At 69.3% G+C, this 14,151-nt stretch carries 11 protein-coding genes; 1 reads left to right on the top strand and 10 read right to left on the bottom strand.

Going from position 1 to position 14,151, the window contains the following annotated elements:
- Window positions 1-20 precede the first annotated feature (20 nt).
- The 7 genes from G3N62_RS09230 to G3N62_RS09200 all read right to left on the bottom strand — a co-directional run bounded on the left by G3N62_RS09230 (window position 21) and on the right by G3N62_RS09200 (window position 9,434).
- On the bottom strand, window positions 21-1,169 hold the full coding sequence (locus G3N62_RS09230; RefSeq protein WP_124670754.1) for a porin: 1,149 nt from the start codon (window positions 1,167-1,169) through the stop codon (window positions 21-23).
- Between the two features lie 66 nt (window positions 1,170-1,235).
- Window positions 1,236-2,441, bottom strand: coding sequence for a 3-(3-hydroxy-phenyl)propionate transporter MhpT (gene mhpT / locus G3N62_RS09225; RefSeq protein ID WP_124670755.1), 1,206 nt, complete (start codon window positions 2,439-2,441; stop codon window positions 1,236-1,238).
- A 273-nt stretch (window positions 2,442-2,714) separates the two neighbouring features.
- Window positions 2,715-3,209 carry a MarR family transcriptional regulator gene (locus G3N62_RS09220; protein ID WP_034187602.1) on the bottom strand — a complete coding sequence of 165 codons (495 nt, stop codon included), beginning with the start codon at window positions 3,207-3,209 and terminating at the stop codon, window positions 2,715-2,717.
- 134 nt (window positions 3,210-3,343) lie between these two features.
- The gene (locus tag G3N62_RS09215) at window positions 3,344-5,095 is read right to left on the bottom strand and encodes an acyl-CoA dehydrogenase (RefSeq protein WP_124670756.1); all 1,752 of its coding nucleotides are present in this window, start codon (window positions 5,093-5,095) and stop codon (window positions 3,344-3,346) included.
- 10 nt (window positions 5,096-5,105) lie between these two features.
- Window positions 5,106-7,010, bottom strand: coding sequence for a feruloyl-CoA synthase (locus G3N62_RS09210; protein ID WP_124670757.1), 1,905 nt, complete (start codon window positions 7,008-7,010; stop codon window positions 5,106-5,108).
- 101 nt (window positions 7,011-7,111) lie between these two features.
- Window positions 7,112-8,563, bottom strand: a complete 1,452-nt coding sequence (locus G3N62_RS09205) for an aldehyde dehydrogenase (RefSeq protein ID WP_034187600.1) — start codon at window positions 8,561-8,563, stop codon at window positions 7,112-7,114.
- A gap of 43 nt (window positions 8,564-8,606) precedes the next feature.
- A complete protein-coding gene (locus G3N62_RS09200) occupies window positions 8,607-9,434 on the bottom strand; it encodes a p-hydroxycinnamoyl CoA hydratase/lyase (protein WP_021163522.1) in 828 nt (275 codons plus the stop codon).
- Between the two features lie 169 nt (window positions 9,435-9,603).
- Between G3N62_RS09200 and G3N62_RS09195 the strand changes: the two genes are divergently transcribed.
- Window positions 9,604-10,494: an amidohydrolase family protein gene (locus tag G3N62_RS09195; RefSeq protein ID WP_124670758.1), complete on the top strand. Its 891-nt coding sequence runs from the start codon at window positions 9,604-9,606 to the stop codon at window positions 10,492-10,494.
- An 82-nt stretch (window positions 10,495-10,576) separates the two neighbouring features.
- Here G3N62_RS09195 and G3N62_RS09190 read toward each other — a convergent pair whose 3' ends face one another.
- The 3 genes from G3N62_RS09190 to araG are packed head-to-tail and all read right to left on the bottom strand — an operon-like array spanning window position 10,577 to window position 14,136.
- Entirely contained in the window at window positions 10,577-11,479 is a 903-nt protein-coding gene (locus G3N62_RS09190) for an SMP-30/gluconolactonase/LRE family protein (protein ID WP_124670759.1), read from the bottom strand.
- A gap of 59 nt (window positions 11,480-11,538) precedes the next feature.
- The gene (gene araH, locus G3N62_RS09185; RefSeq protein WP_034187597.1) at window positions 11,539-12,558 is read right to left on the bottom strand and encodes an L-arabinose ABC transporter permease AraH; all 1,020 of its coding nucleotides are present in this window, start codon (window positions 12,556-12,558) and stop codon (window positions 11,539-11,541) included.
- Between the two features lie 30 nt (window positions 12,559-12,588).
- Window positions 12,589-14,136 (bottom strand): L-arabinose ABC transporter ATP-binding protein AraG, encoded by a 1,548-nt coding sequence (araG, locus tag G3N62_RS09180; protein ID WP_034187596.1) that lies wholly within the window; start codon window positions 14,134-14,136, stop codon window positions 12,589-12,591.
- Between the last annotated feature and the right edge of the window lie 15 nt (window positions 14,137-14,151).

Below are 14,151 nucleotides of genomic sequence, written 5' to 3'. Positions count from 1 at the left end.
CCGTTTGTCTGGCTGCCGGATCAGAACATGTGCCGCACGCCGACCATCGCGCCGAGCTGCCCCATCCCTTCGCCCGGCGTCGTGCCGGGCCCGCCGCCGCTGACCGCGTAGCGTGCGTGCGCGCTGTTCCACAGATACGACGATTGCGCATAGACGGCCGTGCGCTTGGTCAGCAGATAGGTCGCGCGCAGCGTCGCCATCGTCGCGCGCGTGTCGTGCGCGGTGTTGACGATCCGGTAGCCTTCGCCGTCGACGACGAAATCGGGCTTCACCGCATACGACGCGCCGACGAAGAACAGGTCCGAATGCGCGCCGGGCGCGGCCGGCGAACCGGTCGACACGCGCCGCCCGATCCAGCCCGCGCCGATCCGCGCGCCGGCGGCCTGCGCGTACGCGCTCAGGTGCGTGCGGGCATCCTTGCCGCCGCTGCTGGTGAAGGCGACGGGGGCGATGCCGTCGAAGAAGTTGGCGGCCGCGCCGGTGCCGCCGCGCTGTTCCTCGTACGACGCTGCCGCGCCGAAATACGCGCTGTCGTACTTGAGCATCACCGACCAGTTGCGGCACTGGGTGGCATCTCCCGGCACCTGCCCGGCGCACGTCCCCTGCCCCGGCGAGTTGCCGGTGCCCGCGCCGTCGCGGCCGAACGAATACGCGGCGCCGAGCGTCACGCCTCGATAGGTGCCGAGGTAGGTCACCGCGTTGTCGGCGCGGCCGTTCGGCACGTAGGCGTCGAACGAGCCGAGCCCGTAGATGTCGGGGCCGATGATGTCCGCGCCCTGCAGCGCGAGGTAGGTCATCGTGTACTGGCGGCCGAACGCGAGCGTGCCGAAGCCGCCCTTCAGCCCGACGAACGCCTGCCGGCCGAACAGCCGGCCGCCCTGGCCGAGATCGCCGCCGCGCACGTTGAAGCCGCTTTCGAGCGTGAACACCGCCTGATAACCGCCGCCGAGATCCTCCGTGCCGCGCAGCCCCCAGCGCGACGGCAGCTCGCCCGTCACGCCCGGCATGCGCACCACGTGATCGCCGGCCGCGTTCGCGTGCGACACGAACTCCACGCCCGTGTCGATGATCCCGTACAGCGTCACGCTCGACTGCGCGTGCGCGCCGGTTGCGGCGAGCGCGCAGCATGCGCCGGCGGCCAGCAGGCCGTTCCTTGTCTTCGTCTTCATATCGTTGCGTCTCCAGACCATGTTGAATGGCGCGCTCTGACGGCGCGTATCGAAAAAAGCGAAACCTCAGTCCTCCGCCTGCGGGCGGCGGATCAGCAGCAGCGCGGCCACGGCCGCGACGAGCGTGACGGGAATGCTCGCGCCGATCACGACCGACGCGCTGCGGCCCATTGCGAGCAGCTCGGCGGCGGCGAGCGGCCCGACCACCGAGCCGAGGCGGCCAACGGCAACGGCGGAGCCGACGCCGGTGCCACGCATCGCGGTGGGGTAATAGATCGCGGCCAGCGCATACAGCACCGACTGGCCGCCGACGACGAACATCCCGGCCGCGAACGCGGCGGCGGACAGCCACAGGAGTCCGGGCGCGATCGCCAGCGCGGCAAGCGACAGCACGATCCCCGCGTACATGCCGCTGACCACGCGCGACGGACGCAAGCGGTCCATCGACATGCCGATGCCGAGCACGCCGAGGCCGCTGCCGATGTTGAAGAAGATCTGCACGATCCCGGCCTGGCTGCGCGCGAGCCCCTTCGCGGCCATCAGCGACGGCAACCAGTTCAGCAGGAAATACAGCACGATCAGCGTGCAGAAGTAGCTGAGCCACAACGCCAGCGTCGTGCCGGTGCGCGAGCCGCCGAACAGCGTCTGTCCGACGCTGGGGCGCGCCGCGCCCGATGCGCTGACGTCGAGGAACGCACGCGATTCGGGCAGCAGGGCGAGCAGCAGCGGCGCGAGCAGCAGCGGGCCGACGCCTCCGACATAGAAAATGTGCCGCCATTCGGTGTCGCCTGCGAGCAGCACGCCGATCAGCGACGCGATCACGCCGCCGAACGGAATCCCGCAATACATCACGGCCACCGCGCTGCTGCGCGAGCGTGCGTCGACCGCTTCCGACGACAATGCAATGAGGTTCGGCATCGCGCCGCCGAGGCCGAGGCCGGTCAGCGCGCGAACGGCGACCAGCATCGCGAAGCTCGACACCTGCGCGGTCGCGATGGACAGCAGCCCGAACAGGCAGACCGACGCGATCAGCACGTGCTTGCGGCCGATCCGGTCGGCCAGCCAGCCGCCGAGCATCGCGCCCGGCAGCAGGCCAAACGTGCCCGCGCTGAACGCGAGTCCCATCTGTGAAACCGAGAGCCCGAATTCGTGGGCCATGCGCGGTGCCGCGACGCCGACCGACTGCAGGTCGAGCCCCTCGAGCAATGCGATCGCGAAACACAGGCCGAGCGTCGTCGCGACGGCCGGCCTTGCGGCAACGGAAGTATCCATGTCGTCTCCTAACCGTGACTCGCGCGGCATACGCGGAACGCATGCGCGGTGTCCTTGCTTTATCGTGATCGGGTCCCGTTACTTTATCAGGTAACCTGATTAAGAACCCGAAAGAAAATCCCGTCGAGGGACGGGATGATTTAATAACAGGTAACCTGATATTTCAAGTGTCGCGAGCGCGGTGTTAACCCGCAACCCGTTCGCAACCCGGGCCACGCCGCGGCGTGGCCCGGCGCGGCCGGAGAAACCGGAACGAAAGACGCGGCGGCGTGCTCAGTCGCGCAGGTTGCGCACGAACAGCTCGAGCGTGCGGTGAACCTGCTCGACGTCGTCGGCGTTCACGTCGTCCCCGAGCATCCGGCGTTCGAGCGGCCGCAGCACCCGCTCGCAGTCGCGCAGGATTGCCGAGCCCTCGTCGGTCAGACGCAGCAGGATCACGCGGCCATGGCTGGGATCGGCCTCGCGCGTCACGAAGCCGCGGGCGGCCATCGCAACCATCACTTCGTTCGCGGATTGCGGCGTGATGAACGAGCGCACCGCGAGTTGCGCATTGGACAGCGCGCCGCGCGCCTCGAGCACCGACAGCGCCGTGTACTGCGCGAGCGTCACACCGAGCGGCGCGAGCGCATCGCTCATCTGGCGGCGCAGCAGCCGGTCGAGATTGCCGATCAGGTAGGTAAGCCGCTGCTGCGAACGCATGCGCGGCCTGGCTTCGCTGGCGCGGGCCGTGCGTTTCGTGCCGGCCGGTTTGACGGGTGTCGAACTCATGAACGTGTCGGAAGGAGGATCGCGGGCCATCTTACCTCACGCGGTCCGTCTATCGGCCCGTATATCGGCCCGCACGGCGGCTCGTGCCGGCCGGCGAGCCGCCCCGGGCCATCCACGCCCGGCTCGGACAAACCTTATGCCGCGGCAACCGGCAACGCCGCGCGGCAGCCCGCGTCCACCAGCGCGAGCCGGTGTGCGAACGCCGCGAGCGGATAGTCGAAGAAGTAGGTGCCGACCGCGCGCTTGCCCGCACGGAACGAATCGTCTCCCGGCGAATCGCCGACGATGCGCAGCGTGCGCGCCCACGCGAACGCGAGCAGCAGCCAGCCGACCAGCGCGAGATAGTCGTCCGCGACCCGGTAGGGCAGATCCGGATCGTGCTCGCTCGCGCGGATCACGCCGGCCGTCACGCGCTCGAGCTCCGCGCACAGCATGGCGACGCGCGCCCCGGCGTCCCTCACCCGCTCGTCCGCTGCCGCCTGGACGCCCTGCGCGGCTTCCGCGCGAATCAACTCGAGCAGCGCGTGCAGCGCCTCGCCGCGATCCCCCAGCACCTTGCGCACCAGCAGATCGATCGCCTGGATCTCGTTGGTCCCTTCGTACAGCATCGACACGCGGCAATCGCGCACCGTCTGTTCGATCCCGTATTCGTGAACGTAACCGTAGCCGCCGAATACCTGCAGCGCGTTCGACGCGGCCGCGAAGCCGTTCGCGGTGAAGAACGCCTTGGCAACCGGCGTGAGCAACGATGCCAGCCGCGACGCCGCGAGCCGCGCCGGCGGCTGCGGATCGTGCGCGGCGACGTCGAGCCAGTGCGCGATCCAGTAGCCGATCGCGCGCTCGCCTTCGACGATCGCCTGCGCATCGAGCAGGATGCGGCGGATCGCGGCGTGTTGCGCGATCGGCGCCGCCCTGCCCTGCACGCGCTCGCGCGCATAGGCCGACGCGGCCTGCCATGCGCTCTGCGCATGCCCGACACCCTGCATGGCGACCTGCAGGCGCGCCGCGTTCATCATCACGAACATCGATGCGAGCCCGCGATGCGGCTCGCCGACGAGCCAGCCCGCGGCCGCGTCGAAACGCATCGTGCAGGTCGGGCTTGCCTTCAGCCCCATCTTCTTCTCGACGCCGTCGCACCAGACGCCGTTGCGCACGCGGCCGCCCGGCGCGTCGAGCCACTTCGGCACGACAAACAGCGACAGCCCCTTCGTTCCCGCCGGCGCATCGGGCAGCCGCGCGAGCACGAGGTGCACGATGTTGTCGGTCAGATCGTGCTCGCCGCCGGTGATGAACAGCTTGCTGCCGCTGATCCGGTAGCCGTCGGCGGCCGGGTCCGGCACTGCCTGCGTGCGCAGCAGGCCGAGATCGCTGCCCGCCTGTGGCTCGGTGATGCACATCGTCGTCAGCCACTCGCCGCTCGCGATCCTCGGCAGCACGTCGCGCTTCAGGCGCTCGCCGCCGTGCGCGCGCAGGCACGCCACCGCGCCGTGCGTGAGCCCCGGCGACATCAGCCACGCATGGTTCGCCCCCGCGAGCATCTCCTGCAGCGCGACGTCGAGCAGATGCGGCAGCCCCTGGCCGCCGCAATCGGCGTCGAGCGCCAGCGTCGGCCAGCCGGCGTCGACGTAGTCGCGGTACGCATCGCGAAAGCCCGCCGGCATCGTCACTCCGGTACCGTCGAACCGGCAGCCCTCGAGATCGCCGGTCGAATCGAGCGGCGCGATGCGTTCGACCACGAAGCGGGCGGCTTCGTCGAGCACCTGCCCGGCGGTCGACAGGTCGAGCTCCGCCCAGTCGGGCACGCGGCGCCACAGCGCCGGCGCATCGAGCCATTCGCCGATCACGAACAGCATGTCGCGCAACGGCGCGCAATACGCGTTGCTCATCGCGCGCACCTCATGCCCGGTACGCCGTGCCGGCGACGATCACGCCCGCGTCGGCCGCGCCCGGCTCGTACATCCCGTCGACCACCGCCGCACGGTGCATGAGCACCGCACGCTGGTTGATCGAGCCCTTGTCGGTGACTTCGCCGAGATCGAGCGAAGGCGGCGTATCGAGCACGCACAGCCGCGTGACGAACGTCGCGCTGCCGGTCGCGTCGCGGTTCAGGCGCTCGAGCAGGTCCGCGAAGAACGCTCGCACCGCGGGCGCCTGCAGGACGGTGCGCACATCGGCATCCGGTGCCGCGCCGGCCAGGCGACGGCAATCGTCGATGCGCGGGAAGATCATCACGCCGACGTCGTCGCGGTTCATCCCCGTGACGACCGCGTCCTGCACGTACGGCGCGCCGTTCGATACGATCCGCGCGCGCATGGGCCCGACGCTCACGAAGGTGCCGGACGACAGTTTGAAATCCTCCGCGATGCGCCCGTCGAACATCAGGCCGATCTCCGGTCGCGCGGGATCGACGAAACGCACGGCATCGCCGCTGCGGTAGTAGCCCTCCTCGTCGAATACCTCGCGCGCGTCGTCGCCGCTCGCGCGCCAATAACCGGCCATCACGTTCGGCCCGCGAAAGCGCGCCTCGAGCTTGCCGTCGACCGGCACCAGCTTCGCGTCGCAGCCGGGCGCGGGCAGGCCGATGTAGCCGGCTCCCGACATCGGCCCGGTGGTGAACATGCACGATGGCGCGGCCTCGGTCATCCCGAGGCCCGCCATGATCCGGATGCGCTCGCCGCAGTGCGCGAGCGTCACGCGCTCGAGCCGGTCCCACGCGGCCTGCGACAGTCCGGCGCCCGCGAAGAAATACATCTTCACGCGCGAGAAGAAGGTTTCGCGCAGCGCGGCATCCGTCTCGAGCGCCGCGGTCAGCTCTTCCCAGCCCTTCGGCACGTTGAAATACACGGTGGGCGCGATGTCGCGCAGGTTGCGCAGCGTCTCACCGAACTTGCCGGCGACCGGCTTGCCGTCGTCGATGTACAGCGTGCCGCCGTTGTACAGCGCGATGCCGACGTTATGGCTGCCGCCGAACGTGTGATTCCACGGCAGCCAGTCGACCAGTACCGGCGGCTCCAGACCGAACTGCGGAAACGTCTCGAGCAGCATCTGCTGGTTGCTGCACAGCATCCGGTGCGTGGTCGGCACCGCCTTGGGCAGCCGTGTCGACCCCGACGTGAACAGGAATTTCGCGATCGTGTCGCCGGTGATCGCACCGTGCGCGGCATCGACGCTGCCCGGTGTCGTGTCGAGCAGCGACGAGAAACGCGTGACGCCGTCCATCCCGTCGGGTGCCGACACGACCACGCGCTCGACATCAGGCGGCACCGCCGCGTCGAGCGCGGCACGAAACGCCGCGCCGTCCGACGCGAAGACCAGCCCCGGCGTGAGCACGGCGAGCGCGTGGCGCAGCTTGCCGTAATCGCTCGACACGAGCGAATACGCGGGCGACAGCGGCGCATGCGGAATGCCGGCCCACATCGCGCCGAACGCGAGTTGCAGATGTTCGAGGTCGTTGCCCGACAGGATCGCGACGGGCCGCTCGGCCGACAGCCCGCGATCGAGCAGCGCCTGGCCGATCGCGCGGGCGCGCTCGAGCATCTGCGCATACGTGATGCCGATCCACGTACCGTCGGGCCCGCGCCGCGCGGCCAGCCAGCGGTCCGGATGCGCGCGCGCGCCGCTCGCGAGCCGGTCGGTCAGCCGGTGTGGATACGCGCCGAGCGGGGTCGTCGCGCGCAAGGTCCAGCAGCCGTCGCGTTGCACGATCTCCGGCGGTGCCGTGCCGATCGCCACGGGGCGATAGCCGGCGGGAACGCGCTGTGCGGCAGCCGCGTCGCGCAGTTGGGTCGGATCCGCATCCAAGTTCTGTCTCCGGTCGGTTCCGCCCCGCGCGCGTACGCGCGCCGGGCGGAGACTTCATTGTGTCGTTGTCTTAACGGGGGCGCCGCGGCGCCCGGGACTGCTCAGATCGGGTAGTGACGCGGCGTGGTCTGGACCGTGATCCAGCGCAGGTCGGTAAACTCGGCGATCGACGCCTTGCTGCCGAACCGGCCGTAGCCGCTTGCCTTCACGCCGCCGAACGGCATCTGCGCCTCGTCGTGCACCGTCGGCCCGTTGATGTGGCAGATGCCCGATTCGATCTGCTTCGCGACCTGCATCGCGCGCGCGATATCGCGGCTGAACACCGCCGCCGACAGCCCGTACTCGCTGTCGTTCGCGGCCGCGAGCGCGGCGGCGTCGCCGTCGACGCGCTGCACGGTCACCACCGGCCCGAACGATTCGTCCGCATACAGCTGCATGTCGCGCGTGACACCGTCGACGATCGTCGGCTGCATCACCGCGCCGTCGACTTCACAGCCGAGCGGCAGCGCGGCGCCGTGCGCGCGCGCGTCGTCCACCATCGCCGCGATCCGCCGCGCGGCGGCCGCGCTTTCGAGCGTGCCCAGCACGACGCCCGGCGCGGCCGGGTTGCCGGCCTTCAGCGTGCGTGCCTTCGCGACGAGCCGTTCGACGAACGCATCGGCAACCTTGCGATCGACGATCACGCGCTCGGTCGACATGCAGATCTGCCCCTGGTTGAAGAACGCGCCGAACGCGACCGCCTCGACCGCCGCGTCGAGATCGGCGTCGTCGAGCACGAGCACCGGCGCCTTGCCGCCGAGTTCAAGCAGCGCCGGCTTCAGGTGCTGCGCGGCGAGCGTCGCGACGATGCGGCCGACGCGTGTCGAACCGGTGAAGTTCACGCGGCGCACCGCCGGGTTCGCGATCAGCCGCTCGACGATCGCCGGCGCGTCCCGCGGCGCATGCGTGATCACGTTGACCACGCCGTCGCCGAGCCCTGCGTCGTGCAGCACGCTGCCGATCAGCCGGTGCACGCCCGGACACCCCTCCGACGCCTTCAGCACCACCGTGTTGCCGCAGGCGAGCGGCATCGCGAGCGCACGGGTCGCGAGAATCACCGGCGCATTCCACGGCGCGATCCCGAGCACGACACCGCACGGCTGGCGCACGGCCATCGCGAGGCTGCCGGGCACGTCCGACGGGATCACCGCGCCGTCGATCTGCGTGGTCATCGCGGCCGCCTCGCGCAGCATGTTCGCCGCGAGCATCACGTTGAAGCCGTACCAGTTCGCCATCGCACCGGTTTCCGCGCGGCCGGTTTCGATGAATTCGCCCGCGCGCGCGTCCATCCGGTCGGCCGCCGCGAGCAGCCGCCGACGGCGCTCGGTCGGCGCGAGCGCGGCCCATGCGGGGAATGCGCGCGCCGCTGCCGCGACCGCGGCGTCCGCGTCGGCAAGCGTCGCCGCGGCGGCGCGCGACGCCACCTGTCCCGTCGCCGGATCGATCCGGTCGAAGGTCCCGCCGTCCGACGCGCCGCGCGACACGCCGTCGATCAACAAACTCACTTCGTGCATTTCCGTGTCTCCACTCGGATCCGGTTGCGTGCGGCGGCGCGCGTCAGCGCTTGTACGCCTGCAGGCCCGGCTTGATGCTCTTGTCGTCGAGGAACTGCTTGAGGCCCTGCTCGCGCCCGCCTTCCGGATCGCGGTAGTTCGCCTGGTCGAGCTTCGCGTACAGGTAGTCTTCGTTCTGCTCCCAGGTCAGCTCGCGGCAACGCTTGAAGCCGTGCTTCGCGTTACGGATCACGACCGGGTTCTTGTCGAGCAGCTTCGCGGCCAGCGCGCGCACCTCGTCGCGCAGCTGCGCGCGCGGCACGCTCTTGTTGACGAGCCCCATCTGCGCGGCCTGCGGGCCGGTGAAGGTGTCGCCGGTCATGATGTAGTAGAGCGCCTGGCGATGGCCCACGGTGTCGGCCATCGCCTTGCTGACGAGGTTGCCCGGCGGGATGCCCCAGTTGATTTCCGACAGGCCGAACACCGCTTCGTCGGCCGCGATCGCGAGGTCGCACGCGACGAGCGGCGAGAAGCCGCCGCCGAAGCACCAGCCGTTGACCATCGCGATCGTCGGCTTCGCATACATGCGCAGCAATTGCCACTGCCAGCGGCTCGCGTCGCGGCGAATCTTTTCCTGCAGGATTTCCGGGCCCGCGTCGACTTCGCGGAAATATTCCTTCAGGTCCATCCCGGCCGTCCAGGCGTCGCCCTCGCCGGTCAGCACGAGCACCTGCGCCTCGGCATCGAGTTCGATCGCCTCCAGCACGTCGATCATCTCCGCGTTCAGCGTCGGGCTCATCGCGTTGCGCTTGTCCGGACGGTTCAGCGTCACCCATGCGATCCCGCCCTCGACCTCGACCTTCACCGTTTTCCAGCGCCCTTCGTAACCCATTTTCGTTCTCCAATGACGATGCCGCCCTGTGCGACTCGCGACCAATTTACTATCAGGTAACCTGATATGTAAAGTAGAATGGAAGCGGCTCCGGACAAACCCCTAAACGGGCCCGGACAGCCGATTTCGCGCCGTGCCGGCCGACGAATCACGACATGAGGAGACACGCTTGGACATCGACAACCTGATCGCCATCGACACGCACGTGCATGCCGAGGTGTCGTGCTGCCAGCCGCCGGACCTGTTCGCGAAGGCATTCGACGACGCGGCCGACAAGTACTTCGGCACCGTGCTGAAGCAGGGCCGTCGGCCGACCATTCCGGAGACGATCGCGTATTACCGCGAGCGCCGGATCGGCTTCGTGATGTTCACCGTCGACTGCGAGACGAACATCGGCCGGCGGCGGATTCCGAACGAGGAAATCGCGCAATTCGCGCGGGACAACGCCGACGTGATGATCGCGTTCGCGAGCATCGACCCGCACAAGGGCCGCTTCGGCGCGCGCGAGGCGCGCCGCCTGATCGACGAGCACGGCGTGAAGGGCTTCAAGTTCCACCCGACGATGCAGGGATGCTTCCCGAACGACAGGCTCGCCTATCCGATCTACGAGGTGATCGCGGAATACGGATTGCCGGCCGTATTCCACAGCGGGCATTCGGGGATGGGATCGGGGATGCACGGCGGCGGCGGGCTGCGTCTGAAGTATTCCGAACCGATTCACCTCGACGACGTCGCGGTCGACTTCCCGGACATGAAGATCGTGATCGCGCACCCTTCATGGCCATGGCAGGAGCAGGCGCTGTCGATCGCGCTGCACAAGCCGAGCGTCTACATCGACCTGTCGGGATGGTCGCCGAAGTACTTCTCGCCCGAGCTGGTGAAATACGCGAACACGCTGCTCAGGCACAAGGTGCTGTTCGCGTCCGACTTTCCGCTGATCCGGCCGGACCGCTGGCTCGAGGATTTTCAGGGCGCCGGGTTCCGGCCCGACGTGCATTCGCTGATTCTGAAAGACAACGCGGTCGCGTTGCTGGGGCTGCAGGCCGCGCGGCAGTCGTGACCCGTCCGGCCGTGACGGCGGCCGGCAGCGCGTGGCGGCCCGACCGACCGCGCCGCCGCCCGCCCCAGCCGCACCGGCGCGCTCAGTTCGCGGGCTTGCCCAAGAACCGCGCGGTCGGCAGCCCCGCGTAGCCGGTCCGGGCGACGAACACGCCGCCGGCGGCGGCATCGTTCGCCAGCGCATCGTCGCCGAGCCCGACGCGTGCGCTCGTCACGTACAACCGGCCTTCACCGTCGATGGCGACGCAGCTCGGCTGCGCGGTCGGCACGTCGACGCGATCGGTCTCGATCCCGTCCGACCCGTAGCGCACCACCCGCCGGCCGCCCCACTGCGCGTTCCACAGCCCGCCGTCGCGATCGGTCGTCGAGCCGTCCGGGTCGCCGTCCGCATCGGTCAGCCGCGCGAACGGCCGCACGTTCGCAACGTCGCCGCCCGCACGGTAATCGCACGCGAAAATCTCGCGCACCAGCGAATCGCAGAAGTACATCGTCGAGCCGTCCGGCGAAAACGCGATGCTGTTCGCGATCGCGGCCGGCGGCAACGCGAGCCGTTCGAGCGTGAGGTCCGCATTGAGCCGGTAGAATCCGCCGACCGCGCGCGGCGGCTCGGCGCCTTCGTCCTTCATCCCGAACACGAACGCGCCGGACGGATCGCAGCGCCCGTCGTTCAGGCGCGTCGGCAGATCGGGCTCGACGTCGACGATCCGCGTGAACGCGCCGCTGCGCAGGTCGAAGAACGCGAGATGCGTGGCGAGCCCGACGAGCAGCACGTCCGGATCGTCGGTCAGCGCGAAGCACGCGAGCCGCTCGGGCATCGCCCACGGCGTGAGGTCGGTGCCGTCCGCGCGGCAGCGCCACAGTTGCGCGCCTTCGATGTCCACCCAGTACAGCGCGCGGGCCTTGTCGCACCACGTCGCGCCTTCGCCGAGCGTGTTGCGGGTGTCTGCCAGCAGCGTCGCGTGCGCGGCCGGATGAGTCTGTTGCATGCCGTCTCCCGATATCTGTCGCGAATGACCGTCGCGTTCGCGGGCGGCCGCGCTGCCGGTCAGATCTTCATCGCGCGCCGCTGGTTGCGACGATACTGGTCGAACAGCACCGCGAGCAACAGAATTCCGCCGCGTATCAGATATTGGTAAAAGGTCGGCACGTTCAGCAGGCTCATCGCATCCTGCACCGCGCCCATGATCAGCACGCCGACCAGCACGCCGGAGATCGTCGCGACGCCGCCCGTCAGCGACACGCCGCCGAGCACGCACGCGGATATCACGCCGAGTTCGAGGCCGACCGACGTCTTCGGGTCGCCGAGGCTCATGCGCGACGCGAGCATCACGCCGGCGAAGCCGGTCACGAGCCCCTGCAGCACGAACACCGTGATCTTGATGCGCATCACCGGCAGCCCCGCGAGCAGCGCGGCCTCGCCGTTGCCGCCGACGGCCAGCACGTTCTTGCCGAACACCGTCTTGCGCAGCAGGAAGCCGAACACGACGAAACCGACGATGTTGCTCCAGATCGGATACGAGATGCCGAGGAACGACCCGCCGCCGAGATCGAAGAAGCGCTCCTCGGAGATCATCACCGCATCGCCGTTCGACGTGATGAACGCGAGCCCGCGCACGACTTCCATCATCGCGAGCGTGACGATCAGCGAATTGATCCTGTAGCGCGCGATCAGCACGCCGTTCACGAGCCCGACCGCGCCGCCCGCGAGCACGCCGGCCGCGATACCGAGCACGACGCTGTGCGTCGCGGTGATCAGCGTCGACGCGACGACGCCGGAAAACGCGACGATCGACGCGACCGATAGGTCGACCTCGCCGAGCGCGAGCACGAACATCATCGTCACCGCGATCGAACCGATCAGCGTGACCGACAGCAGGAGACCCTGGATGTTGCGCGGCGTGAGAAAGTCCGGCACGGTCAACGACAGCACCGCGAACAGCACGAGAAACACCATCACGATGCCGGAGCGGTTGATCAGTTGCCACACGCCGCCGCGCGCGCGTGCGGGCACGGCGGCGGCATCGGGGGACGGGGAAGTGCGTTGGGGTTGCATTGCCTGGCTCATATCGGTTGCTTTCCGGTTGACTGCTCGCCGCTAGCGCGGCAGCGCGAGCTTGATCAGCGTGTCGGGCGTCGCATGCGCCTTCGCGACCTCGCCCGCGATCCGTCCTTCCTTCATCACGACGATGCGGTCCGACACGCCGATCACCTCGGCCAGATCGCTCGACACGAGGATCACCGTGCGGCCCGCTTCCGCGAGTTCGTAGAACAGGTTGTAGATTTCCGCGCGCGCGCCGACGTCGATGCCGCGCGTCGGCTCGTCCATCAGGAACACGTCGATGCGCTCGGCCAGCCAGCGCGCGAGCACGACCTTCTGCTGGTTGCCGCCCGACAGCGCGCCGATCGGCGTGTCGCCGTCGCGGGTCTTGATCGCGAGCCGCTCGATGTAGCTTTGTGCAAGCTCGCGCTCGCGCCGCCCGTCGAGCAGCACGCGTGCCGGGCTGAAATGGCGGCGCGCGCTGATGTTCAGGTTGTCGGCCACCGACGCGATCGCGACGATGCCTTCCTGCTTGCGGTCTTCCGGGCACAGCGCGATGCCGGCGCGCACCGCGTCGCGCGGGCTCCCGAATGCGACGCGCTTCCCGTTCAGCTCGACGTGCCCCGCGCTCGGGCGCACCGCGCCGTACAGCAGCTTCATCAGCTCCGAGCGGCCCGCGCCGACGAGCCCGAAGAAGCCGACGATCTCGCCGCGCCGCGCGGTAAACGACACGGGTTCCGCCAGGCCGGGCCCCGCCAGCCCTTTCGCCTCGATCAGCACGTCGCCGGCCGTGCGCGGGCGATAGCCGTAGACGTCCTCGATCGCGCGGCCGACCATGCAGCCGATCAGCCGGTCGCGGTCGAGATCGGCGACGGAATCGAACGTGTCGATGCGGCGGCCGTCGCGAAACACGGTCACGCGGTCGCACAGCTCGTATACCTCTTCCATCCGGTGCGTGACGTAGATGATCGCGCGCCCTTCCGCGCGCAGCGCACGGATGATCCGGAACAGTTGCGTGGTTTCGCGCGCGGACAGCGAACTCGTCGGCTCGTCGAACGCGATCACGCGCGCATCGCGCATCAGCGCCTTGCCGATCTCGATCATCTGCCGCTGACCGATCGACAGATACTTCACCGGAATGCCCGGGTCGATGCGCTCGCCGAGCCGCTCCAGCGCATCGAGCGCGCGCGCGGCGAGCGTGCGCTCGTCGACCACGCCGAGCCGGCTCGGCAATTGCCCGAGCATCAGGTTCTCCGCGACCGTCAGCTCGGGCACCAGATGCAGCTCCTGGTAGATGATCGCGATGCCGGCCTCGAGCGCCGCGCGCGTCGACGCGAAGCGCTGGACGGTGCCGTTCAGCGTCAGCGTGCCGGCCTGCGGCTGGTTCACGCCGGACAGCACCTTCAGCAGCGTCGACTTGCCCGCGCCGTTCTCGCCCATCAGCCCGTGCACTTCGCCCGCGCGCACCGACAGCGACACCGCATCGAGCGCACGTACGCCCGGGAACGTCACGGTGATGCCGTCGAGCGCGAGCAGCGGGCCGTCCGGCGGCGTGCCCGCTTCGGCGTCGTGGCCGGGCACGGCCGTCATCGTCTGCATCGTCATCGCGTTCTCGCCTCG

The sequence above is a fragment of the Burkholderia sp. Tr-20355 genome (assembly GCF_017104685.1).
GTDB classification, from domain to species: Bacteria; Pseudomonadota; Gammaproteobacteria; order Burkholderiales; family Burkholderiaceae; genus Burkholderia; species Burkholderia seminalis.
Note: the sequence above shows the minus strand (reverse complement) of the source record. Positions and strands in the feature narration are given on the sequence as shown.